The sequence below is a fragment of the Streptomyces sp. NBC_01235 genome (assembly GCF_035989285.1).
Lineage (GTDB): Bacteria > Actinomycetota > Actinomycetes > Streptomycetales > Streptomycetaceae > Streptomyces.
This window is the reverse complement of the sequence record NZ_CP108513.1, coordinates 1,068,899-1,093,438: the sequence shown is the minus strand read 5'-3', so window position 1 is coordinate 1,093,438 and position 24,540 is coordinate 1,068,899. Positions and strand designations below refer to the sequence as shown.

The window sequence follows — 24,540 nt, the reverse complement described above, 5'->3', positions numbered from 1 at the left end:
GAAACACTCATGCGATGAATCAATGAATCAGTGTTGAACCCGGATGTCGAAGCTCCTACCTTCAAAATGCAAGAGGGCGGAAATCCGATTCCCGGAAGGGGTACAAATGAAGGTGGCAATCGTCGGCAGTGGGCCGCGTGGGGTCTCCGTCCTCGAACGCATGGCGGCGCGCCTCGCCGAAGGACCGGTCCACGAGGCCGTGGAGATCTACCTCATCGACTCCCACCGGGTCGGCACCGGCCGCATCTGGCGCACCGACCAGCCGCGATGGTTCCTGATGAACACCGTCGCCGACGAGGTCTCCGCGTTCTCCGGCCCACCCGACGGCGGCCCCGCCAGACCCGGCGCCGGCCCTTCGCTCGCCCAGTGGTGGAGTTCCGTCGACCCGGAATACCCGGGGCCCAACAGTTACGCACCGCGCGCCCTCCACGGACGCTATATGCAGTTTCTTCTCGACACGATCGAAAAGAATCTCCCCGAAAGAGTGCGGCTGATCCCCGTACACGCGACGGTGGACGCGCTCCAGCGCACCGCCGACGGATACCGGCTCACCCTCCGGGGCGGCACCCGCCTCACCGCCGACCGCGTCGTGCTGACCACCGGACACACCCGCCCCGAACTCACCGGCAACCAGCGCCGCCTCGCCGCCCATGCCGCCCGCCATCCCGGACTGCGCCACATCGCGGGGGACAGTGCCGCCGACATGCCCCTGGACGAGATACCCGCCGGGTCGACGGTCGGCGTCCTCGGACTCGGCCTGTCCTTCTACGACGTGATGGCCGCGCTCACCGAGGGCCGCGGCGGACACTACGACGAGGACGCCGGCCGGCTCCTCTACCGGCCCAGCGGCAGCGAACCCGTCATCGTGGCCGGCTCCCGCAGCGGGATGCCACTGCCCGCCCGCGGCCGCAACCAGAAACACCACGACCACCGCCACCGCCACGTGCTGTTCACCACCGAACGGGTCCTGTCCCGCGGCCGCCACGGCGCGCTCTCCTTCGCCGACCACGCCCTGCCATGGCTGCTCGCCGAGGTCGAACTCGTCTACTACGCCACGACTTTGGCCTCCCGCGGAGAGCCCGGGAAGGCCGCCGCGCTCGAGGCGGAGGTCGTCGCCGCCGCCGAGAGCGGTGTACCCGACGTCCCCGCCGTCGCCGCCGGACACGGCCTCGGCGACGTGCCCCGCATCGACCTGGACGCCCAGGCCCGCCCCTTCGCCGGCCGGCACTTCGCCGGACCCGAGGAGTTCACCCGGGCCCTGACCGACGCACTGGCCGAAGACCTGGCGCACGCTGACGCGGGCAACGTCGACGACCCGCTCAAGGCCGCCCTGGACGTCATCCGCGACTCCCGCGCCGTGATCCGCTCCCTCGTCGACTTCGCGGGCCTGACCCCCGTCTCGCACCGCGAGGAGTTCCTCGGCTGGTACGTCCCCCGCAGCTCCTTCCTCGCCGCGGGGCCCCCACGCAGGCGGCTGCGGCAGGTCGACGCCCTGCTGCGCTGCGGCGTCCTGCGCGTGGCCGGCCCCGACACCCGCATCCGTCCGCACCCCTCGGGACGCTTCGGCGTCCACTCGCCCTACGTGACCGGGTCCGAGATCCTCGTGGACACCGTCATCGACGCCCGCGTCCCCACGCCCGACATACGTCTGGACCCCCACCCCCTCACGCGCAGCCTGCGCGAGAAGGGCATCTGGACGTCGTACGTCAACCACGGCACGGACGGAGACCGCTTCGACACCGGCGGCGTCGCCGTGACCGGCGCCCCCTTCCACCCTGTGGACCACACCGGCCTGCCCGACCGCGGCCTGTACGTCCTCGGCATCCCCACCGAGCACACCCGCTGGTTCATGCAGGGCGGCAGCAGCCGACCCGGCTTCTGGACGGATTTCGTCCAGAACGCGGACGTCATCGCCGCGGACGTCACCGCCCCGGCCATGGCTCCCTTGCCCTCGCTCCCGGCCCGAACCGGCTGACCCGTACGACGAACCCGCCCCTGTCCCACGTCCCGCCCCCGGAAAGCGAGTACACCGATGTCCGTCGTCACCCGTCCCGCCGCCCCCACCGCCTCGCCCCAGAAACGCCAAGTGACCGTCCTGCGCGACATCTTCGACCCCGTCGGGCTGGACGCCCTGCCCTGGGAGCGCTGGGAGGAACCCGGTCGCGTCGGCGTCGACCTGCACCGCCTCTACCTGACCGACGGCGCCGACCCGGGCGCCGCGATGATCACCCGCATGGCCCCCGGCGCCCACGGCGACCTGCACGAACACCTCGGCTACGAGCTCATTCTCGTCCTGGAGGGGGAGCTCCTCAACGACAACGGCGACTGCTACCGCTCCGGCGACCTCGTCGTCGAGCAGCCCGGCAGCGTCCACCAGGTCAGCACTAAGACCGGCTGCACCGTGCTCGGCGTCCGGCACGCGCCGACCCGCCTCGTGACCTGACCTCCCGCCCGCCGGCCCCGGTGTCCGCGGCCCGCGGGCACCCCGGCTACACAGCAACGGGAAGCCTCCTCCAGTCACTGCGCAGCGCCAGGGACCGGGCCGCGTGCACGAAGGCTCCCACCACCGGGGACTCCTCGGCGCCCGTACGCGTACCGATACCCAGATGCCGCACGACTGCCGGGGACAGCGGCACCAGCCGCACCTCCGGCAGTGCCGGCGGCAGGGCCAGCCAGGGAATGACCGTCGTGCCGAGCCCGGCGGCGACCATCGCGAGCAGCGCGTTGATGTCCCGCACCTGATGGCTCACCTCGGGCTCGAGGCCGGCCGTACGGAACGCGGCACGCACCATCGTCTCGACCCCGCCGACCGGCATCAGAAACGGCTCTGCGGCCAGCTCACCGATGCGCAACTCCCGCTGGGCGGCCAGCGGATGGTGCTCCGGCAGCACCGCGAACATCTCGTCCTGCAACAGCGGCGCCGTGACCAGACCCCGCTTGGGCAGCGACACGATGCCCAGATCGACGCCGCGTCCGCGCAGCCACTGGGCGATCTGCGCGTCGCCGCCCTCCCGCAGCTCGATCCGCAGCCGCGGATAGCGCACATGCAGCTCCGACAGCAACGCCGGAAGCAGCCGTGCCGCGAAGCTCTGACTGGTGCCTATCCGCAAGGTGCCCTCGGGTTCGGTGTCCGTTCCGCGCACCGCCCGCCGCACCCGGTCCGCCTGCGCCACCACGCCCCGCGCGGGCTCCAGGGCACGGCGCCCGGCATCGGTGAGTTCCACACCGGAGCGGTCCCGCACCATCAGCGTCACCCCCAGCTCGGTCTCCAGACCGGCGATGGCGTGACTGACGGCGGACTGACTGACGCCCAGCGCACGCGCCGCGTTGGTGAAGGTGCCGGTGTCGGCGATCGCGACGAACGCCGCGCACTGGTTGAGCTTCACGACGCCACCGTCACAGGAGTGCCCGTCACCGGCAGCGCGGGCCGGCGCCCGGCCTCGTAGCGGGCGATGTCCGCCTCGTACCGCAGGGTGTCGGCGATGCCGTCGAGGCCGCCCAGCAGCCTGCGCCGTACGTCCGGGTCGATGTCGAAGGCCTGGACGAGACCGGCGCACCGCACTTCCCGGCGCTCCAGGTCGACGGTGACCCCGACCCGCGGATCACCCTCCGTCAGCTCCCACAGCCGCTCCACCACCTCGGTCGGGACGACCACCGTGAGCAGGCCGTTCATCAGCGCGTTGCCGCGGAAGATGTCACCGAATCGAGGGGCGACGACGGCCCGGAACCCGAAGTCCTGCAAGGCCCATACCGCGTACTCGCGCGACGAACCCGTCCCGAAGTCCTGACCGGCCACCAGAACGCTGGCGCCCGCCCGCTCGGGCCGGTCCAGGACGAAGCCGGGCTCGGCCCGCCAGTCGGCGAACAACGCGTCCGCGTGCCCGGTGCGGCGGGTGCTCGCACAGAACCGCACGGGAATGATCTGGTCGGTGTCGACGTCGGTGCGGCGCAACGGGACGGCCGTACCGGTGTGCACGGTGAACTTCTCCATGGCGGGCCTTTCGTCTCACAGATCGGCGGGCGAGGACAGGCGTCCGGTGACCGCGGTGGCCGCGGCCACCGCCGGCGACACGATGTGGGTGCGCGACCCGCGGCCCTGCCGGCCCTCGAAGTTGCGGTTGTTGGTGGAGGCGGCGCGCTGCCCCGGCAGCAGCCGGTCCTCGTTGAGAGCCGCGCACATCGAACAGCCCGCGCCCGCCCGGAAATCGGCGCCCGCCTCCGCGAACACCCGGTCCAGGCCCTCTTCGACGGCCTGCCGCCGCACCCGCGCCGACCCGGGCACGATCATCATGTGCAGGCCGTCCGCGACCTTCCGGCCCCGCAGCACGTCCGCGGCGGCCCGCAGATCCTCGATACGGCTGTTGGTGCACGACCCGAGGAAGACGGTGTCCACGGCGACATCCCGCAGCGCCGTCCCCGGCGTCAGATCCATGTAGGCCAGCGCCCGTTGTGCCGCGTCACGCTGCGCGCCCGGCGCGAAGTCGGAGGGCGCGGGCACCCGCCCGTCCAGCGGGACGCTCTGCGCGGGATTGGTGCCCCACGACACATACGGACTCAGGGTGCGCGCGTCCAGGGTGACGGCCTTGTCGAAGAGGGCGTCCGCGTCACCGGCCAGAGCGCGCCAGTACGCGACCTCGCGCTCCCAGTCGGCGCCGCGCGGCATCCCCGGGCAGCGGGCGAGATAGGCGAAGGTCGTCTCGTCCGGGGCGACCATCCCGGCACGCGACCCGGCCTCCACCGACATGTTGCACAGCGTCATCCGCGCTTCCATCGAGAGCGCCCGCACACCCTCACCGCGGTACTCGATGACGTGCCCCTGCCCGCCCGCAGTGCCCACCTGGGCGATCAGCGCGAGCACCAGGTCCTTGGCGCTCACGCCCGTCGGAAGGACACCGTCCACGGTTACGGACATCTGCCTGAGCGGCCGCATCGGCAGCGTCTGGGTGGCCAGCACGTGCTCGACCTGACTGGACCCGATGCCGAACGCCAGTGCACCGAAGGCGCCGAGAGTGGTGGTGTGCGAGTCGCAGCACACGATCGTCATCCCCGGCCGCACCAGACCCAGCTCGGGCGCGATGACATGCACGATGCCCTGGTCCCGGTCCCCGAAGCGGTGCAGCGGAATCCCGAACTCGGCACAGTTGGAGCGCATCAGCTCCGCCTGCCGGCGGCCCTCACGGTCCTTGATGACCCGGTCCAGTGCCAGCGTCGGCGTGTTGTGGTCCTCGGTGCCCACCGTCAGGTCCGGCCGGCGGACGGTACGGCCCGCCGCGCGCAGCCGGTCGAACGCCTGGGGCGTGTTCACCTCGTGCAGCAGCTGCAGATCGATGTACATCAGATCGTCGCCGCCACCGGAGCGCCGCACGACATGGGCGTCCCACGTCTTCTGCGCCAAGGTCCTGCCCATGGTCTCCCTCACGTCGTTGCGGGTTGCTGCCGACACGTCGATCATCGGACGCGTGGACCCCGCAGGCACCGGCCTGCGGCTGGCCACGAGGGGCCTGACCGGTCCAGGCCATCCGGCGTCCCCGCGAGGACCCCGGCCCGCCCCGGCCACCGACGACCACGGGGGCGGACGAGCCCCGCCGGCCGACGGCGGACCCGGGCACGCGAAAGCCCCGTGCCGCGCCGAGGGTCGCTCGGCGTGACACGGGGTTCTCAGGGAAGCCCGGCGCGCCACCGGATCGGTGCGATGGCGCGGGGCGGCCGGGGCCGGGGCGGCCGGTCAGTAGTGCACCCGGCGGTTGTCCTCGGTGACCCGGTAGCGCACGTTCCACAGGCTGCGGCGCACGTAGGTCCGCTGCAGCCAGCGGTCCCTGCCGTCGTATCGGGCGGTGAACGTGGACCGCGCGTGCACCCCCTTGCGGTTGTTGATCAGCAGGGCCTGCCCGGGACGCAACCGGACACTGTGCGCGACCTCGCCGCACACCGTCTGCAGGGTGTCCATCGCCGCGCGGGCGCCGCTGGTCAGCGGGTGCACCCCGTTGGCGGAGATCGCGATCTCGGGATAGTCGGTGTGACCGCTGATCAGCGGCACCGGTTCCGACAGCACATCCAGGCCGCCGGCGACGTCACGGACGTAGCTGCCCGGGGCGTTGAGCCGGAACAGCGGACTGCGCAGCGTCTCCAGGACCTCGGGGGCGAGCGCCGCCGACACGTCGCGGGCATCGGCGTAGTAGGTGCCGGCGATGCCCTCGTGGTCGGCACGCAGGCAGGACAGCACCAGGAAGTCGGGGTTGGCGACGTCGTAACGGCCGATCACGTCGTGCATGATGTCGCTGTGGAAATTGAGGAAGACCTCCGAACCCTGGTTCGTCTGGGTCCGTGAACCCCCCGCGACGGGGATGACGTCGTGGATCAGCTGCCCCGCCTTCTCCGTCAGCACCCCCATCGGCTCCCCGAGCAGACCGCTCAGCCCGAGCAGCACCCCCTCGGCGACGAACGACCGCTTCTCGGTGCTGGGCCCGCCGTCGGACGGTGTGTCCGGCATCACCGGATCCACCGGAAGGTTGCTGACCAGGCTGACACCTGGCGTGTCGATGTGCCGGCCGAAGTCCATGACCTGTTGCAGCAGGTCGGTCGGCAGCGTCGCGAAGATCTGCAGCAGCCGGGTGGACGAGCGGTCGATGTCGATGTTCGGATCCGGCAGGCCGCGCAGCTGTTCGCCGAGCGCGTCCCGTACCGCGTCGGGCAGGGCGATCTCACTGAAGGTCGGCATGGCGACGCCGGCCGTGGCGGGCACTCCGTGGTCGGTGGTGGCGGTCATGTGGTTCACACTCCTTGCAGCTCGAGCAGTGGCGCGTTCGGATCGGTGCCCGCGCCGGGACGGTTCACGTGATCGTGCAGACGCTGCGTCAGATGCAGCGCGTCCTCCTCGTCGGCCGCCAGCTGGGTCACCACCTGGCTGCCGCGCACCGCGGTCACCGGCACCCCCGCGTACTCGCCGGGCGCCAGACCGTTGCGCCGTTGGAACTCGGGAAGGTCCACGAACCCTCCGGTGACCGCGACCAGCGGCCCCGCGGTCAGACGTACGACATCGATGTTGGCGCCGTGGAAGGCCGTGTACGCGCGGTCGGCGAGCTCCTCCGTCTCGTACCGCAGAGCCGCCGAACGCTGGTTGAGCACCACCGCCGCCACCGAGGAACCGGCACTGCCGATGACCGAACCCGCGGGAAACGGCGGCCTGTTGTAACGACAGACGATCTCGATCCGGTTGCGCTGCGCCAACCGCACGGCCCGACGGTGCAGCACCTTCGCGCCGTACAACGACATCAGCGCCGCCGTGTTGTACGAGACCTCGCTCAGCAGCCGCGCGCCGGTGACCAGGTGCGGGTCGGAGCTGTAGATGCCGTCGACGTCCGAATGGATCTCGCAGCGCGGCGAACCGACAGCCGCCGCGACGGCCACCGCCGACAGATCCGAACTGTTCTTGCCCAGCCAGGTCGGCCGGCCCTCCTTGTCGGCGGCCTGGCCACCCGGCACCACCACCACGTCGTGCTCACGCACGGCCGAGCGCAGCGGCTCCGGATCGGTGTGCTCCAAGCGCGCCCACATGAACGACGAGTCGGTGGTGAGCCCCAGCTGGTGCCCCGCCAGCACCGTGGAGGTACGGCCCTCCCGGTGCAGGGCCGTCGCCAGCAACTGCGCGCCCACCGTGTCGGCCAGGGTCAGCAGACCCGCGACGGTCTCGTCCTCGGGATGCGGATTCACCTTGCTCAGCCGGTCCCGGAACTGCTCCGTCTCACCGGGCTGACCGCTCACCACGACCACCAGGCGGGTGTTCTCCTCCTCGACCCGTCGCGACAGCGCCTCGGCAAGTTGCCCGTACGCCGCCAGGGTCCGGAAACTGGAACCCCCGAACTTCACCACCGCCGGCGGCCGCTGCGAGGAGTCCAGCGGCTCTCGCGTCACAGCGTCCCCCGGGCTATGAGCTCCTCGGCGATCTGGATCGCGTTCAGCGCCGCACCGATGGTGAGGTTGTCGGCGACCAGCCACAGCCAGAAGGCGCGCGGGTTGTTCGGGTTCACCCGGACCCGGCCGACGTGCACCCGGTACGGATCGTCGATCGTGGCGGGAGTGGGGAACTCATGCTGCGACTGGCGGTCGTGCACCGTCACCTCGGGCAGCGCGGCGAGCAACTCGACCAGCTCGGCCCGGTCCACGACACCCTGCGTCTCGATCCACACGGCCTCCGAATGGCCGTTGACGACCGGCACCCGCACACACGTGGTGGTCACGTCCAGATGAGGGACGCCGAGGATCTTGCGGGACTCCTGGAGCATCTTCTGCTCCTCCAGCGTGAAGCCGGAGTCCAGGAAACGGTCGATCTTCGGAATGACGTTGAAGGCGAGCGACGGCGAGAACTCCTTGCTGGGATACACCTCCCCGGGATGCTCCAGCGTCGCGCGGCTGGCGTTCATCAGTTCCTCGACACCGGGATGCCCCAGCCCCGAAGCCGCCTGATAGGTGCTGACCACGGCCTGGCGTACGCCGTATCGCTGTTCGACGCCCTGCAGCAGCCGCACCAGCGGAATCGTCGAGCAGTTCGGATTGGCGATCACACCCGACTTCGGACGGGTGTCCAGCTCATGGGCGTTGACCTGCGGCACCACCAGCGGGGTGTCCGGGTCCATGCGGAAGGCGATCGTGTTGTCGATGACGACGGCGCCGGCCGCGGTGGCCTTGGGCACCCACTGCTCACTGGCCTCGGTGCCGGCGGAGAAGAACGCCAGGTCGACACCGGCGAAGTCGAACTCCTCCACCGCGTGCACCGGATGGGCCACGCCGTCCACGCTCAACTCCGTGCCGGCCGAGCGCGCCGACGCCACCAACCGGATGTCGCGGTAGCGCAGACCCCGCTGTTCGATCAGCTCGATCAGTGTGTTGCCCACGGCGCCGGTGGCGCCGACGATCGCGATCCGCGGGGCTGCGGGGTCGGTCACGAGGGTCATCGAGTGCCTCCGGTCTTGATCTCGGTCTTGGACGCGGCCACCGCACCGGCGGCCGGTGCGGGCTCCTCGGCGGGCGCGACAGGCGCCCGGCGTCCGGCGAAGGACCAGCCGAGGTTGATGCCCAGGCTCGCCGCCACGATCAGCGGAATACCCAGAGCCTGCAGCAGACTCACGCTGTGCCCGTACACCGCCCAGTCCATGAGCATCGCGACCGCCGGGTACACGAACGCCAGAACGGCGATCTTAGGGGTCGGCAGCTTCTGGTACGCGGAGTACATGAGGACGTACATCACGCAGGTGTGGATGACGCCGAGGCCCACCAGCCAGCCCCAGTCGCCGCCGAGCCCCTTCATCTCGCTCAGCGTGGTGAACGGCAGCAGCAGGAAGATGCCCAGCACCAGCTGCACCAGCGCGACCAGATGCGGCCGTACCCCGGTGACCCGCTTGGTGATGACCGTCGAGATCCCGTAGAACACCGCAGCCAGCAGCGCGTACCCGAGCCCCGCCAGATAGGAGCTGTCCCCGCTGCCGGTCAGGTCGGCCGCGGACACCCCGGCCACCAGGATCAGACCGACGAACGCGACGCCCAGCCAGCCGAATTTCGCTGCCGTGAGCTTGTCACGGAAAAGCACGGCGCCCAGCAGCATCACGTAGAACGGCTGCGTGTGGTAGACGACGGTCGCCACCGAGATCGACGTGTCCTCGTAGGACTCGAAGAGGAACGCCCAGTTGAAGACGATGAAGACACCGCCCAGTGCGGCCAGGCCGAGCTTCTTCGGGGTGAAGCCGTGGTTTTTGAAGAAACCGCGCACCAGGCAGTAGAGGCCGAGCGTGGCCGTGCCGAACAGGCAGCGGAAGAAGACCACGTTGAAGGGCGACGCGCCGGACTCGATGACGAAGACGCCGAGGGTGCCGGAGAGCACCATGGCGAGGGTCAGCTCGATCGCTCCCTTCGTCTCCGTGTTTGCCGGCCGGGTGTCAGTACTCATGGTGAGATGCCTTTCCAAGGGGGGAGGGGAGGATGGGTCAGTGGAGGGGGACGGCGTACTGCAGACCACCTCGCGTGAACAGTTCGTTGAGCCCTCGCGGCACTGCCAGACCCGTGGACGGCCCGAGGTTGCGGTCGTAGACCTCTGCGTAGGTGCCGACGGCGGCCAGGACACGGGCCGCCCAGTCCTGGTCGAGACCGACAGCGGGCCCATGGACGCCCGCCATCTCAGCGGCCTGCGCGAGCGCCTTGTCCCGCTCGCCCACCTCGACGACCTGCTGCTCGGCGGAGACGAGCAGCTGAAGCACCCACCGGCACAGCCGGAACCACGCCGGATCACCGTCGCGCACGGCAGCCGCCATCGGCTCGCGGGAGATCGCCTCGTCGAGGATCCGGTGCGCCGCCGGGTCGTCGAGCGCGGCCCGCTCCCCGGCCAGGGCGACCCGGTCCAGGACGTAGGCGGCGCACTCACCGGCCGCGTACGCCGCGAGCGTCTCGGCCGGCGTCGCATGGGCGACCGGCTCGACGGCCAGGCCCCGACTACCGAACCAGGCCGCCAGGTTGGCCGCACTGGTCGTACCCGCCTGCACCGCCACCCGCCGCCCCGCCAGCTGCTCGGGCCGGGTCACGCCACTGTCGGCGCGGACGAGGAAGCCTTCACCGTCGTAGCAGGTGACCCCGGTGAACAGCACGGGCAGGGACGCCTCGCGACCCAGGGTCCAGCTCACATTGGAGACGGTCAGTTCCGCATCGCCCGCGACGAGCCGCGTCAACCGGTCCGCGGGATCGGAGGGAACCCATTCGACCGCCTCACCGTCACCCACGGTGGCGGCCGCCACGGCCCGGGCGATGTCGGTGTCGAGCCCGCGCCAGCGGCCGTCGTCACCGCACAGCGACAACCCACGGATGCCGCGGCTCACCACGGCACGCAGCGCACCGCGCTCCCGTACCTCATCAAGGGTGGGGGTGATGGTCACAGGATGCTCCTCGGATGAGAACGGACACTCCGGGCGAGACTGTCGAGGGCACGGATCCGCAGACGGCGGACTTGGCGCAGTGTCAGAGAAGGCAGACCGATCCGCGAAGCGTCACCGGTGCGCGGCATCACGACAGGCTCCTTCGCTTCTCGGCCGCCGCGTACTGCAACCCCCGCAGATGGCCCTGAGTCAACTGCTCACGGTCGAAACGCCGCTCGTTGAAGCCGAGCATCGTCAGCAGGCCCTTCGCGCTGACCGGCCGCGCCGAGGCGCCACGTTCCACACGCAGCGGCATCCGCCCCGGCTCCGCCCACTGCAGCATGCCCGCCGGATCGACGTAGGCCCGGGACTTGTTGGCGTTGTCCTGATGCAGGCAGTACGGCACATCCAGATGACCTCGGCCGAAGGCCCGCACCAACGCCTCGCCGACCGTCGGTGCCATCTCCAGCGTGCTGTCCACCAGCAGTCGCGCCTCCTCGTAGATCCCCGAGTCGGTCGCCACGACCTCTGGCGGACGCCCCGCCTCGTCCCGAGCGATGGACGCCGCGAACTCCAGCGCGTCCACGTTCTCGGTGATCGTCGGGATGCGGTGCGCCTCCGCCGGCGTCTTCACGATCAGCCGCTCGCTGCCGGTGCGCACGGCAAGCCGCACACTCTCCTCGAGAATCCGGTACGAACCCACCGACGTACGGGGGAAGACCCCCATGAAGGTGTAGAGCACGACATGCCAGTCGGCCTGCGCCAGCCGTTCGCCGGCCAGCCGCCGCAGCGCGGCGATCGCCTCCATGTCCTGCCCCGGATGGGTCTGCTGCGCGTAACTCAACGAGATGTCGCTCAGTCCGTGCTCCCGGAAGAACAACGCCTCCAGCACACTGAGAGCCACCAGGAGGCTGGGCGGGCACAACTGCCCCAGCATGCAACCGCCGAAGCTCTCCAGATGCATCGGATCGGGCTGCGCCGCGATCAGCTCGCAGCACTGTGCCCAGGCCTTGACCGCCTCACTGATCGGCGCCCGGCTGTACGGCAGGCAGTACGACACCGGTCCGCCCTCGGTGGCATCCACGCCGGCTTCGACCATCGCCCGGAACAGCGGGTACGGCAACGCCGAACCATGGCGCACCTGCACCGGGAAGTCCGGCCCCGACACCGAACCCAGCAGCTGCCGGGTGGCCTCAGGACCATGGGCGACCAACGGGAACCCGTTCAGCTCGGCCCCCGTGCGCAGGGCCTGACGGGCGGAGTCATGGTCGTTGACACGTGTGTAGCTGTCCAGGGTGATCGTGCCGATCGCCGTGGCGTCGGCGCCCCTCACGCCCAGCAGCCCTTCACGCATGGTGGCCAGATCCGCGAACCCCATCCGAGGCTGTACCACCAGCCCGCCCTGGGCATGCGCCCCTCGGACGTGACGCGAGAAACGTCCTCTGGGAGCGATCTGGGGCGCATACCGCTCGGGAATCCCCGCGAGACTGCTCATGCGGCTGCCCTCGCCGACTCCAGCGCGGGGCGCTCGGCGCTGTCGAGCGAGCCCAGGAACTCCTGGAAGGCCTCGATCCCGCCGTCCGCCTCGAACACCGCGTCGAAGCCGCTGAGCGCCAGCTCCTCGGCGAACACGATGTTCTCCGCGCCCCGCACCCCGAGCTTCCCGCCGATCACCACATGCAGGTCCAGCAGGTCCGGCTCACTGCGGATGCGGCGGATGAGCCGGAGGCCGTCGAGGTGGCCATGTCCGTTGACCGTGCTGATGATGAGCGCGTCCGGCCGCGACCTTCGGCACTCTTCGATGATGAGGTCGTCGGGCACACAAGCGCCGAGATTGGTGACCTGTGCGCCCTGCTCCTCCAGCAACAGCTGGAGGAAAACCAGATTCCACATGTGGGCATCGGACGAAACGCTTGACACGACAAACCGCTTAGCCGGGAGCATGACCTGTGACATAGGAACCTCTCCTTGCCGTATTACTGGGACTGCAAAACATTCTTCATGCCGTCCGACCTGGAAGTCCACAAATCCCATTCGGCTTTGCAGATGACCTTTATCGACTTCATCGATCGATGAAGCAAATACATTCATATGCAGCATGCAGGCCGCTCATGAAATTCAGGGACTTCCCCGTTTTGCGGATGCCGTTCAGGACTCCTGGTACTCCCGGCTCAGGAAGTCGATGACCTGCTCCACGAACACGCGCCGCTCCCGCGACAGCTGCGCCCCCTTGCGCCACGCCAGCTGCGTGAACAGCTCGAAGGGCGGCTCCCACGCCAGCGACACCAGCGTCCCGGCCGACAGCTCCTGGCCGACCGCCATCCGCGGCAGGAGGCTGATCCCGAGGCCGGCGCCGACCCCACGCTTGATGGCCTCGATGTTGCCGAACTCCAGGAACGGCACCGGCTCGCCCGTGCCGTCGTTGAGCTCCGCCTCCAGCAGCTCCCGGTAGGCGCACCCCGCCTCCGGGGCCAGCACCGACTCCTGCCGCAGATCGTCGGTCTCCACCTTCGACGCCCCGGCGAGCCGATGCCCCGGCGATGCCACCACGACGAGCCGCTCCACGCCGAGAACCTCGCTGTGCACCCCGGAGTGCTGCGTCTCGGCCTCCATCAGGAAGCCGGCGTCGAACAGCCCCTGACGCAGCGAGTGCAGCGTCTCCGCGCACAGACTCGGTCGCAGCGCGATCTGCAGCCGGGGGTAGCGGTGGTGGAAGAACTCCAGCACCGGCGGCATCCGGTAGGAGGTGATGCTCTCCATCGTGCCGATGGTCAGCACACCCTCGGGCTGCGCGTCCGGAGACGCAGCCCCTCGCGCCTCGTCCGCCAGGGCCAGCATCTGCCCGGCGTAGGGCAGCAGCCGCGTCCCCGCCGGGGTCAGCTTCACCTTGCCCCCGAACCGCTCGAACAGCTCGCCTCCCAGGGACACTTCAAGACTCTGGATCTGCGCAGTCACCGAGGACTGCGCGTAGTTCAGCTCGGCCGCGGCCCGGGTGAAGCTCCCCAGCGCGGCCACACGGTGAAAGGTTCGGAGTTGCCGGATGTCCATTTTGGTCTCTCCCGGAGGGGCTCGACGGAGGCGACCCGCAGTGGTCGACACCCCGAGCCTGCCGACCACCCCCCTCCCGTGGAAGAACCTTCACCTGGCACACAGTGCCCACGACACCAATGTGCCGGACCCTCACGACCGGGTTGTGGGGACGCCTCCTGGGCTGTGGCCTCCGTGGAGGCAGGTCCAGCGGGCAATAGCGCTGCCATGCCCCCGTCGACCCCGTTTCGCCCATTCAAGATGAATACCCGCGCCATCGGCAAGGTGAGCTCGCCCGGGCGAGCAATTGACAAACCCGTCACCTATTTCGCACGTATCCGAATCAGGTGATACCTCGTTGGTCATATTGGGTGCCGCCGAGCCGCCGGTGGCTGCTCAGTAGTGGCACTCCCTTTCCATGGTGTTCTGGGCTTTCTCGGCGTTGCCGCTCAAGGGTGAGGACGGCTGTGGCGATCGATGTCATTCGGACACCGGTCGCTTCCACGACGGGCGCGGGCTGAAGCACCTCCCGGTGGGAGAAACGCGGGTGGCACCGCTCCCGCCGCACGGGATGCGCTTCTTCTGCAAGGGCGATCTGCTGCTCGCTGCGGTCAATGCCCCTGCTTCGGCCTGGGCCTTGGTGTCAGAGCCCGGCGCTGGGCTGCGGTCCGTGATCACGACATTGCCGGAGGCGATGGTCGCCGGCCTGGCCCGCGGTGCCGCCGGGGATCTTGCCCGCTTCGTCGCGCGGCCCGAGGCGCTTCGCCGACCTGACAGCCGACCGTGGCGCCACACGTCGCCCGGTGCCGAGCTCTGTGCTCAACCGGGACGTGACCTGCGCCGTTTCGGCCCTCGTGGCACGATGCGGTCCGCCTTCATGCGGGCCCCCGCCATGGGGGCTTCCGGGAGGTGAGATCCCTCCCGGCCACTCGGCAGCCCGCCGCGGGACCGGCCGATCGCCTCGCCCGGCCACGGCCCCCTTTTCGGGCCCCGGCGGCATGCTGGTGGGCCCGCACCGTCGTGGAGTCGACGCAGACCACCGTCCAGTCGACGGCGCCGACGGCGTCGGAAAGCTGCTGCATGTGGGCCGGCAGGCGATCCCAGGTGCCGTCGTGCGACCAGCGGGTGGAAGCGTTCGTAGACCCTCTTCCACGGGCCGTGGCGTTCGGGCAGGTCCCGCCGGGCCGCCCCGGTCGACAGCTGATCCCGTTGACCGCCTGACGGCGGTCCCGCACCGGACGGCCCATCCGCGCCGGGGCCGGCAAGCGCTTGGGGAGCCGGGGGGCCAGACGCAGTGCGCAGTTGTCGGTTGGTGGCGCTGGCGCATTCCATCATGCGTGGACGGACGGGAGTGGCGGTGGACCACGGAGCAGCGGTCCTTCGGGGTCGAGACCGGGGCCGACGGGGAAGGTCGGCAGCTTCCCGTCGCTCTGGGCGATGTGGTCCGGGGTCGGCAGAGCGCGACCGCTGCTTCTCGGCTTTCGCCGACGAGGACCCGGGGCGTACTCGCAGCCTCAGCGCCAGTCGGGTACGCCTGAGACGGGCGGCAGGCGAGTTTCGATCTTCGCTCGTGTCTCCCGCATCACGGAGACGATGCGGACCTCGTGTTCCGGGGTGAGCCGGGCCGCCGGGACCGAGCAGCTGATGGCATCGGTGGCAGGTGCGTCGTATCTCAGGGCGAAGGCGAAGCCGGCGATGCCGGTCACCGTCTCTTCGCGGTCGATGGAGTAGCCGCGCTCGCGCACCTGGGCCAGGTCGGCGAGCAGTGCGGCACGGTCGGTGTGCGTGTTCTGAGTGAGGGCGGTCAACGGCCCGTCAGGGATCGGTAGTTCGTCGTCGGCGCGCTGGGCGAGCAGCGCTTTGCCGAGGGCGCCGGCATGGGCCGGGATGCGGCGGCCGACCCGGCTGATGGTGCGCAGGTACTCGTGGGACTCGCGGGTGGCGAGGTAGACGACGTCCGGGCCGTCGAGCCGTGCCATGTGGATCGTCTCGCCGAGCGCGTCCGAGGCCTCGTCGAGGTACGGGCGGACCGCACGGATGCGCCGGTCGCCGTCGAGGTAGCTGGTGCCGGTGAGCAGCGCGCGGATCCCGATGCCGTAGAGGGAGCCGGTGGCGTCGGTGCGTACCCAGCCGCAGTCGACGAGGGTCTGGAGCAGTTGGTACATGCTGCTGCGCGGCACGCCCAGGTCCTCCGCGAGCTGGTCCAGGCGCGAGGGCTGCTCGCCCCGCGCGGCGAGCAGTTCCAGCAGCGCGACGGTCCGGGCCGCCGACTTCACACCACGGACGCCTCTCCCCTCCGACATGAGCCCATCGTAGATCCGCGTCAATCCGTGCCTGCACACCCATTGACCCACCCTGTTCATGGACCTAGCCTCCATCTGCATACGTGGACAGCATCTGCATACGGGGATGGGATGGATGGTGAGGATCAGCGCGGAGGTCGCAGCAGTCGCCCAGCGGCTCCGTGACGGAATGGCGAGCGGGGTGTTGTCCTTCCCCCTCACGAGCTTCCGGGACGACGGCGGCCTGGACCTGGACGCGTACCGGGTGTACCTGGCCGACCGGTTGGCCACCGCACCCGGCGCGGTGTTCCCTGCCTGCGGGACCGGAGAGTTCTTCTCGCTGGACGAGGACGAGTACCGGGCGGTTGTGCGGACCACGGTCGAGGTCGCCGACGGACGGTTGCCGGTGGTCGCGGGCATCGGCTACGGCTGGGCGCAGGCGCTGCGGTTCGCCCGTATCGCGGAGGAAGCCGGCGCGGACGCCGCGCTGGTACTGCCCCACTACCTGGTCGGGGCCCCGCAGGACGGTCTGGTGGAGCAGCTGCGCCGGATCGCCGTCGGCACCCGGCTGCCGCTGATCGCGTACCAGCGCGGCCAGGTCGCCTTCACCGCCGACGGCCTGCGCCGGATCGCGCGGATCTCCACCGTCGTCGGCCTGAAGGACGGACACAGCGACCTCGACCGGCTCCAGCGCCTCACGCTTGCCGCGCGCTACGGCTTCCTCTTCTTCAACGGCGCCGCCACCGCCGAGATCCAGGCCCGTGCCTACGCCACGGTCGGCGTCCCCGCCTACTCGTCGGCCGTCCACGCCTTCGCGCCCGAGATCGCGAACGCCTTCTTCGTCGCTCTGCGGGACGGGGACGACGCGGGTATGACCACGTTCCTGCGCGAGTTCTACGTCCCGTTGGTCGAACTGCGCGACCGGGTGCCGGGCTACGCCGTCTCCCTGGTCAAGGCCGCGGCCCGGCTGCGCGGCCTCCCGGTCGGTCCGGTGCGCGCCCCGCTCACCGACCCCGGCGCGACCGACCTCTGCGACCTGGAGAAGGTGCTGGACCACGGCCTGAGCCTGGTCGGCGCCGTACGGCGACCCGCTTGACGAACCGTCTCTCTCCTGGCTCCCCCGACCGCCCCAACAGTTCAAAGGAGAACTGTCATGCCCCTGCTCGTGGTCGGGATCAGTGTCCTGATCCTGCTGCTGCTCATGACCAGGCTCAAACTCAACGGCTTCGCGGCCCTCCTGCTCGTGGCGGTAGGCGTCGCACTGGTCCGGGGTATCCCGGTGGCGAGCATCCCGGACGTCCTCTCCGAAGGCATCGGGGGCCAGATCGGCGACACCATGCTCACCATCGGGCTCGGCGCCATGGTCGGCCGCGTCATGGGGGACTCCGGCGCCGCGCAGCGCATGGCCGGCAAGCTCCTCGACGCCTTCGGCCCGCGCGGCGTCCAGGTGGCGATGGTGGTCACGTCCATGCTGATCGGTGTGACCATGTTCTACGAGGTCGCCTTCATCATCATCGTGCCGATCGCGTTCACCCTGGTCAGGGTCACCGGGGCGAAACTGCTGTGGGTCGGGCTGCCGATGTCCATCGCCCTGTCCACCATGCACAGCTTCCTGCCGCCGCATCCCGGCCCCACCGCCGTCGCCGCCACCTTCCATGCCTCCGTCGGACTGACGTTGTTCTACGGCCTGTTCATCGCCGTGCCCGTCGGCGCGCTCATCGCCCTGGTCTGGCCCCGGCTTCCGTTCGTCCGGGCGATGGACCCCGCCATCCCCAAGGGTCTGGTCACCGAACGGGAGTTCACCGACGAGGAGATGCCCGGCCTCGGCTGGTCGCTGTCCGTGGCGCTCTTCCCCGTGGTGCTGATCGTGGCCGCCGCCGTGACCGACATGGCCACCTCCGCCGAGACTCCGCTCCTGCACACCGTCGCCTTCATCGGCTCCGCCCCGGTCGCGCTGCTGCTGACCCTGTGCCTGGCGGTGTGGGCGTTCGGACCGCGCATCGGCCGGAGCCTGGAGGAGGTCGGTGCCTCCTGCACCTCGGCGGCCCAGGCGATGGCGATGATCCTGCTGGTCATCGGTGCCGGCGGGGCCTTCAAGAACGTCCTCGTCGAGGGCGGCATCTCCGACTACATCAAGGACGTCACGGACAGCTGGTCCATATCGCCGATCATCCTCGCCTGGCTCGTCGCCGTCATCCTGCGCATCGCGCTCGGCTCGGCGACGGTCGCCGTCGTCACGGCCTCCGGCGTGGTGCTGCCGCTCCTGGCGGGCAGCGGGGTCCACCCGGAGATGATGGTGCTCGCCGTCGCCTGCGGTTCCATCGCGTGCTCCCATGTCAACGACCCGGGATTCTGGCTGTTCAAGGAGTACTTCAACCTCTCCGTGATCGAGGCGATCAAGGTCCGTACGTCCTATACGACGGTGCTCGCGATCCTCGGCCTGGGCGGCGTACTGGCGGCCGAGTGGGCTCTGGACGTCCTCGGCCTGTAAGCCAACTCATCCATTGTGCAAGGGACTTGGACCAGAATGAGCAGTCAGTCGACCGTCACCGAGTTCGCCGTCTTCCCCGTCGCCGGCCGCGACTGCATGGAGCTGAACCTCTCCGGCGCCCACGGCCCGTACTTCACCCGCAACATCGTCGTCCTCAAGGACTCCGAGGGCCGTACGGGGCTGGGGGAGGTGCCCGGCGGGGAGAGGATCACGCAGACGCTGCGTGACGCCGAGTCGCTGGTCGTCGGGGCGAAGGTGGGCGACTACAAGCGTGTCCTGCGCGAGATCGGCGACCGGTTCGCCGACCGCGACGCCGGCGGACGGGGCGCCCAGACCTTCGACCTGCGGACCACCGTCCACACGGTCACCGCCGTCGAGTCGGCGCTGCTCGACCTCCTCGGCCAGCACCTCGACGTGCCCGTGGCGGCGCTCCTGGGCGACGGCCAACAGCGGAACTCGGTAAGGGTGTTGGGGTACCTCTTCTACGTCGGCGATCCGGACCGCACCGACCTGGAGTACGTCCGTGAACCCGACTCCCCGGTGGACTGGCACCGGATCCGGCACGAAGAGGCCCTGACCCCGGAGGCGATCGTCCGTCAGGCCGAGGCGGCCTACGATCGCTACGGCTTCCGGGACTTCAAGCTCAAGGGCGGCGTCCTGGAGGGCCCGGAGGAGGTCAAGGCCGTACGGGCGCTGAAGAACCGCTTCCCCGAGGCCCGTATCACTCTGGACCCGAACGGCGCGTGGTCACTGCGCGAGGCGATCGAGCTGTGCCGTCCCCTCGTCGGCACGCTCGCCTACGCCGAGGACCCCTGCGGAGCCGAGGGCGGCTACTCCGGACGGGAGATCCTCGCCGAGTTCCGCCGCGCCACCGGCCTGCCCACCGCGACCAACATGATCGCCACCGACTGGCGTCAAATGGCACACGCCCTGGCCCTCCAGTCGGTCTCCATCCCGCTGGCCGACCCGCACTTCTGGACCATGCAGGGCTCTGTGCGCGTGGCGCAGCTGTGCAACGCGATGGGCCTGACCTGGGGCTGCCACTCCAACAACCACTTCGACATCTCCCTGGCCATGGTGACCCACTGTGGGGCCGCGGCCCCCGGCGAGTACAACGCCCTGGACACACACTGGATCTGGCAGGAAGGCCTGGAACGGCTCACCACCGCCCCACCGCGCATCGTCGGCGGTGAGATCGCCGTCCCGGACGCGCCGGGCCTTGGTGTCCACCTCGACATGGACCGCCTCCTCGCGGCCCACGACCTCTACCGGGAGAAGGCATTGGGGGCCCGCGACGATGCCCTCACCATGCAATATCTCGTCCCTGGCTGGAAGTTCGACGCCAAACGCCCCTGCCTGGTGCGTTAGGCGACTGTTCCAGGAGCTGTCTCTCGTTTCTTCGGGCATGGTGAGTGCGACTCCGAGTCCCACCAGCAGGGGTACGCCGATGTATCAGAGGAAGGGACTCTCGGCGCCCCGGCCGGCCCGGTCGCCCATTTCCGCAGGTCGGCGAAGTCGCCGAAGACCTTTGGGCTGTCCTGCCTTTCACACGTGGGCCTGATCCGGTCGTTCGTAGGACCGGTGGGCCCGAGGGCTCCGGCTATGGCTGTAAAGGCCGAGCCGCTGGATGGCTTGCGGGCCTTGGCCGCTCGGAGTCCCGCGACGACTCGACCGCCAATGGGGAGGCGCGGCTCGATACCCTGTCCGCACCCGGTTGTCGCACCATGAGGCGACCGACCCCGATCGGCGGGCCTTCTCGACCACGTCCGAGGGCCTTTGCCCCCCCACGGTCGAAAAGCCGGCCGACAGCGGGTGGGGTCCGTGGGCTCACGATCCGCGCAGCCGGCGTCGGCCACTCCGTGCTCGGTCGGTCCGGTGGCTTGTGCGTGCCCGTCGTCGAAGCGGTAGGTGACGGTAAGTCAGGTACGGCCTGTGGAACCGCTCTGAGGGCCCCTGTTTCGGCGGTGTGTGCCGTATCACACCCTCCAAGGGCCGCCCAAGTTGTCTTGGTCACAGCGGAAATGTCCATTTGGCGTCCATGCTCGACAGGGATGGCGACTCCCGAAGCGGAGCCCATCGGCATGGGCGCGAAGTTCCAAAGCGGCCCATGACGCAGCCCTCGTGACGTTCCTCCTTGTTCCCCTGGAAAGGTGCCCATCATGGCCGCTTATCTCTGTCCCCCTGCCGTGATACACGGTGAGCACGCCGTGGAGACCGGCCAGATCGTGGCGGAGGTGCGCGACCGGCACCCGCACGCGGCGTGGGCTCCGCGGATCGACGGCATCGCGGCCAGTACGGGCATCGAGACCCGCGGGTGGATGCTGCCGCTGGAGACCGCCGTCGCGCCCGGCAACGGCAGCGGTCTGCGGGCTGTCGGCACGGGGACCGCCCAAAAGGCGCTGGCACGCGACGGGTTCACCCAGCAGGACGTGGACCGCGTGATCGCCGCCCTCGAGGCGATACCCGCGCCGCAGACCGTCCAGGAGCGCACGGCGCCGGCCTGGGAGGCCGTGCAGTCCTACGGGGAGCGTGCCGCGCGCGGGGCCCTGCAGATCGCCGGGCTGGACGCCGCGGACATCGACTGCCTGATCACCAGTCACTCCACCACCCCGGCGCTGCCGGGTCTGGACATCGCCCTGGCCAACAAGCTCTCGCTCCGCAACGACGTGATGCTGCTGCCGGCTACGCAGTGGGCCTGTGTCGCCGGGACCCGCTCCCTGGCGCTGGCGGCGGATCTCGTGGCCGCGGACCCCGAACGGGTGGTCCTGGTCGTGATCGCGGAGGCGCTGAGCACGACCTACCAGCCCGCGGACGACACCCTCGAGTCCCTGATCGTCCGGTTGCTGTTTGCGGACACGGCGGTCGCCGCGGTGGTCACGGGCCGTCCGAGGCGCGAGTCGGTGCTGCGGCTGGACGCCGCCTGGCATCACACTCTGCCAGGCACCCAAGACCTGCACCGCCTGGATACGCGGGCGGACGGCACCCACTTCGTGATGGACCGGCGCGGGCCGCGCGCCGTACAGGAGACGGTCACCGCGATGTGGGAGTGGCTGCGCGTCCGTTACCAGGACGACCCCGACTCCTGGCACCCCGACGTGCTGCTCGCGCACCCCGGCGGGACCCGGGTGCTGGAGTACATGGAGCAGACGATGCCCGACGCGTGGCCGTCGGGGCTGCTGGACTACAGCCGGGACAGCTACACCAGCGGCAACCGCGGAGGCGCCGCCGTGTTCGACATCCTGAGGCGGGCGCACGACGCCGGGCAGAAGTCGGGCAATCGCGCCGTCCTGTACGCGGCGGCACCGGGCCTCACCGCCACCGCCCTGGAAGGGGAGTGGCTGTAGTGCAAGCCCGCGCCCCCCGTACCGGCAAACGGGCCGCCCGCATCACCGGTCACGCCACCGGTACCGCTGAGGGCGCCGTCCGTACCGTCGGTGGCGCCGGCTGACGCGCACGCCGCCCCTGCCGTCGCCGCACTCGCGTACGCCGGCCGCGCCCCACCACCGCCTCCGACAGCCGCCACAGGCCCATGCGCAGCAGCGTCACCTTGCGACTTCCGCCCAGACCACCTTGCCGGTGTCCGTCCATCGCACCCCCCACCGGGTGGTGAGCCTGTGCACGACGTGCAGGCCACGCCCGCCGTCATCGAGGAGGCCGCCACGGCTCAGACGTGGCCTGCCGTTGCCGGTGTCTCCCACCTCGCACAGCAGGCCGTGACCGGCTCTGATCAGTCGTACCGTGATGGGACCGGCGGCAAAGCGCACCGCGTTCGTGACCAGTTCGCTGACCAGCAGCGCGACGTCGTCTTGGACGTCGCCCCTGGTGTGCCATTGCCGCAGCAGCGCGGAGACGTGCGCGCGGGCACGGGCCGGCGCGTCCTCGCGGGCGGGCAGCCGCCAGGTCGCGGTGTCCCCCTTGCGGTAGCCGATCATGCGCGCGAGCAGCAGGGTCACGTCGTCGCGCCGACGCACGGGCGCCAGCGCGGAGACGACGTGCCGTGCGGCCTGTTGCAGGGCGTCCCAGGGGTGCACCGTGGACACGGCATCCACGAGCCTGCTGATGCCCTCGTCGATCGACAGGGTCGGATCCTCCACCAGGCCGTCGGTGTAGAGGGCGAGCAGGGAGCCCGGGGGCGCGCCGAACGTGTGCACCTCGAACGGCTCCCGCAGCGCGAACTCGGCGCCCAGGCCGGGGTGAGGGCTGGGCGCGAGCGGGCTCGCGTGGCCGTTCGGAAGCACCAGGACCGGGGGGAGGTGGCCGGCGCTGGAGAGCGCCACGTGGTGGCTGACCGGGTCGTAGAGGGCGATGCAGCAGGAAGAGCCGAGGGCGCTGTAGCCGGCCGCCAGTCCGGACTCCGCGTCGTCCAGCAGGGTGACGGTCTCGTCCAGGTGCTCCAGCACCTCGTCGGGTGCCAGCCCCGCGGACAGCAGCGCGCGTGCCTCCATGCTCAGCTGGCCCATGGTTGCCGCCGCTCCCAGGCCGTGCCCGACGACGTCACCGACTACCAGCGCGGTACGGCCGTCCGGCAGCGGGAAGCTGTTCACCCAGTCGCCGCCGACGCCCGCGCTGTCGGGGGCGGCGGGCTGGTAGACACTGGCGATCTCAATGGTCTGGCCGCCTGCCCGGGGCAGCAGCCGGCGCTGCAACGCCAGCACCTGAGTGTGCTCGCGCTGGTGTTGACGGGCCAGGTCGACGTGATGGGCGGTGCGGGCCACCAGTTCCTGCAGGTCGAACAACTCGCTGTCGTGGAAGGGGCAGTCCGCCCGCCGCCAGACCTCCGCCACGCCCAGCACGACGGGCGGCTCGCCGTCCAAGACCAGCGGTATGCACGCCACACTTGCCGACCGGTCACCGGGCACCAGGGCACGGATCACTCGCGGACTGCCGAGCAGCCGCTCGACCGCCTCCCGGTCCGGTATGACGATGGCCTGCGGGGCATCGTCCCGCCGTGCCGCCTGCGCCAGCAGGCGACTCGCGTCGCTCGGAAGATCGCCGCCCGGAGTCACGTAACCCTCGGGCCACGCCCGGTCCGGGACCAGGGCTGCCCGCCGTAGCCGGATGCGCCCCTGCGCCTGCTCGGTGACTCCCTCGCCCGTCCACACGGCGAAGTCGAGGTCGACGGCGGCCACGTCTCCCCAAGCCAGCAGGGACTCCGCCAGCGACTGCGCGGTCTCGCCGATGTCCAGCGAGGTGCCGATCGCGGTCTCGGCGGCGTACAGGTGCAGCCTCCTGGCCATGGCGATCAGGGAGACGGTCAAGCCCTCCTGAGGCGCCGCGGCGGGCAGGATGCTCATCGAGACCACCAGTTCCGACCCGTCGCCGCGCCGCAGGCGCTGGATCCGGGCGACGTGCGCCTCACCGATCTCCAGGACCTGCCGCAACCGCCGTGTGACCGTCGGTACGTCCCCGGGGGGCAGGAGATCGGCGAAAGAACTCCCGGCCACGGCGTCCAGACCCGCGAATACGGCGGCGTCCAGATTGCAGCGGGTGATTGTCAGATCACTGTCCAGGTTGACCACGCCGAGAATCTGATCCTGACGGTCGGCTGCCGGGTTGTCGGGTACGCGTTGATGGGTGGTGCGGTCGCCCTGCGCGTTGGCAGGACCGGCGGCCGCTGCCGATCCGCCGCGCGAGATGTAGCGCCCCAGGGCGCTGCTGACCAGGTCGAACGGCGATGAGGACGAGGGGGAGGGCGTGGAGTCCATGCGACTCTTTCAGCAATCCCCGGCGCAGCGCCGGGGTCGTTACTCGGACCCGTGCGACGGGGCCCCGAGATCCCTGACCGCACACCTCATTGAATAACACCGGGGGACGCTTCGCCCACACCAGTGGATCGCGCGGTGAA

19 protein-coding genes and 1 pseudogene are annotated in these 24,540 nt (G+C 70.3%); 6 read left to right on the top strand and 14 right to left on the bottom strand.

Features of this window, described 5'->3' with window-relative positions:
• Positions 1-106 precede the first annotated feature (106 nt).
• Together OG289_RS05035 and OG289_RS05030 are read left to right on the top strand one after the other, a co-directional pair.
• Entirely contained in the window at positions 107-1,975 is a 1,869-nt protein-coding gene (locus OG289_RS05035) for an FAD/NAD(P)-binding protein (RefSeq protein WP_327312776.1), read from the top strand.
• A 57-nt stretch (positions 1,976-2,032) separates the two neighbouring features.
• Complete coding sequence (locus tag OG289_RS05030) at positions 2,033-2,443, top strand: cupin domain-containing protein (protein ID WP_327312775.1); 411 nt, start codon at positions 2,033-2,035, stop codon at positions 2,441-2,443.
• A gap of 46 nt (positions 2,444-2,489) precedes the next feature.
• Here the strand turns inward: OG289_RS05030 and OG289_RS05025 are convergent, their stop codons facing one another.
• From OG289_RS05025 to OG289_RS04965, 13 genes and pseudogenes are all read right to left on the bottom strand, one after another.
• Complete coding sequence (locus tag OG289_RS05025; RefSeq protein WP_327312774.1) at positions 2,490-3,386, bottom strand: LysR family transcriptional regulator; 897 nt, start codon at positions 3,384-3,386, stop codon at positions 2,490-2,492.
• The gene (gene leuD, locus OG289_RS05020) at positions 3,383-3,991 is read right to left on the bottom strand and encodes a 3-isopropylmalate dehydratase small subunit (protein WP_327312773.1); all 609 of its coding nucleotides are present in this window, start codon (positions 3,989-3,991) and stop codon (positions 3,383-3,385) included. The genes OG289_RS05025 and leuD overlap by 4 nt, the downstream gene beginning before the upstream one ends.
• A 15-nt stretch (positions 3,992-4,006) precedes the next feature.
• Positions 4,007-5,407, bottom strand: a complete 1,401-nt coding sequence (leuC, locus tag OG289_RS05015) for a 3-isopropylmalate dehydratase large subunit (RefSeq protein ID WP_327312772.1) — start codon at positions 5,405-5,407, stop codon at positions 4,007-4,009.
• Positions 5,408-5,725: 318 nt separating this feature from the next.
• Entirely contained in the window at positions 5,726-6,766 is a 1,041-nt protein-coding gene (locus tag OG289_RS05010; RefSeq protein WP_327312771.1) for a TauD/TfdA family dioxygenase, read from the bottom strand.
• Between the two features lie 5 nt (positions 6,767-6,771).
• Positions 6,772-7,911, bottom strand: coding sequence for an amino acid kinase family protein (locus tag OG289_RS05005; protein ID WP_327312770.1), 1,140 nt, complete (start codon positions 7,909-7,911; stop codon positions 6,772-6,774).
• Positions 7,908-8,951 carry an aspartate-semialdehyde dehydrogenase gene (locus OG289_RS05000; protein ID WP_327312769.1) on the bottom strand — a complete coding sequence of 348 codons (1,044 nt, stop codon included), beginning with the start codon at positions 8,949-8,951 and terminating at the stop codon, positions 7,908-7,910. The genes OG289_RS05005 and OG289_RS05000 overlap by 4 nt, the downstream gene beginning before the upstream one ends.
• Positions 8,948-9,940: a DMT family transporter gene (locus OG289_RS04995; RefSeq protein WP_327312768.1), complete on the bottom strand. Its 993-nt coding sequence runs from the start codon at positions 9,938-9,940 to the stop codon at positions 8,948-8,950. The genes OG289_RS05000 and OG289_RS04995 overlap by 4 nt, the downstream gene beginning before the upstream one ends.
• Positions 9,941-9,977: 37 nt before the next feature.
• Positions 9,978-10,916, bottom strand: coding sequence for a transporter substrate-binding domain-containing protein (locus tag OG289_RS04990; protein WP_327312767.1), 939 nt, complete (start codon positions 10,914-10,916; stop codon positions 9,978-9,980).
• Positions 10,917-11,043: 127 nt separating this feature from the next.
• Positions 11,044-12,390: a methylaspartate mutase gene (locus tag OG289_RS04985; RefSeq protein WP_327312766.1), complete on the bottom strand. Its 1,347-nt coding sequence runs from the start codon at positions 12,388-12,390 to the stop codon at positions 11,044-11,046.
• Positions 12,387-12,839 carry a cobalamin B12-binding domain-containing protein gene (locus tag OG289_RS04980; RefSeq protein WP_327320589.1) on the bottom strand — a complete coding sequence of 151 codons (453 nt, stop codon included), beginning with the start codon at positions 12,837-12,839 and terminating at the stop codon, positions 12,387-12,389. The genes OG289_RS04985 and OG289_RS04980 overlap by 4 nt, the downstream gene beginning before the upstream one ends.
• A gap of 204 nt (positions 12,840-13,043) precedes the next feature.
• Positions 13,044-13,943 (bottom strand): LysR family transcriptional regulator, encoded by a 900-nt coding sequence (locus OG289_RS04975; protein ID WP_327312765.1) that lies wholly within the window; start codon positions 13,941-13,943, stop codon positions 13,044-13,046.
• A gap of 908 nt (positions 13,944-14,851) precedes the next feature.
• Positions 14,852-15,181: pseudogene (locus OG289_RS04970) on the bottom strand (transposase); the annotation flags it as partial.
• A 255-nt stretch (positions 15,182-15,436) separates the two neighbouring features.
• Positions 15,437-16,225 carry an IclR family transcriptional regulator gene (locus tag OG289_RS04965; RefSeq protein ID WP_327312764.1) on the bottom strand — a complete coding sequence of 263 codons (789 nt, stop codon included), beginning with the start codon at positions 16,223-16,225 and terminating at the stop codon, positions 15,437-15,439.
• A 115-nt stretch (positions 16,226-16,340) separates the two neighbouring features.
• On the opposite strand from OG289_RS04965, the gene OG289_RS04960 reads away from it, so the two are divergent.
• From OG289_RS04960 to OG289_RS04945, 4 genes are all read left to right on the top strand, one after another.
• On the top strand, positions 16,341-17,300 hold the full coding sequence (locus tag OG289_RS04960; protein ID WP_327312763.1) for a 5-dehydro-4-deoxyglucarate dehydratase: 960 nt from the start codon (positions 16,341-16,343) through the stop codon (positions 17,298-17,300).
• Between the two features lie 57 nt (positions 17,301-17,357).
• Positions 17,358-18,695, top strand: coding sequence for a gluconate:H+ symporter (locus OG289_RS04955; RefSeq protein ID WP_327312762.1), 1,338 nt, complete (start codon positions 17,358-17,360; stop codon positions 18,693-18,695).
• A 36-nt stretch (positions 18,696-18,731) separates the two neighbouring features.
• A complete protein-coding gene (locus OG289_RS04950; protein WP_327312761.1) occupies positions 18,732-20,063 on the top strand; it encodes an enolase C-terminal domain-like protein in 1,332 nt (443 codons plus the stop codon).
• A 791-nt stretch (positions 20,064-20,854) separates the two neighbouring features.
• Positions 20,855-22,039 carry a type III polyketide synthase gene (locus OG289_RS04945; protein WP_327312760.1) on the top strand — a complete coding sequence of 395 codons (1,185 nt, stop codon included), beginning with the start codon at positions 20,855-20,857 and terminating at the stop codon, positions 22,037-22,039.
• Between the two features lie 198 nt (positions 22,040-22,237).
• On the opposite strand, the gene OG289_RS04940 is transcribed toward OG289_RS04945, so the two are convergent.
• Positions 22,238-24,400: an ATP-binding SpoIIE family protein phosphatase gene (locus OG289_RS04940; RefSeq protein WP_327312759.1), complete on the bottom strand. Its 2,163-nt coding sequence runs from the start codon at positions 24,398-24,400 to the stop codon at positions 22,238-22,240.
• Between the last annotated feature and the right edge of the window lie 140 nt (positions 24,401-24,540).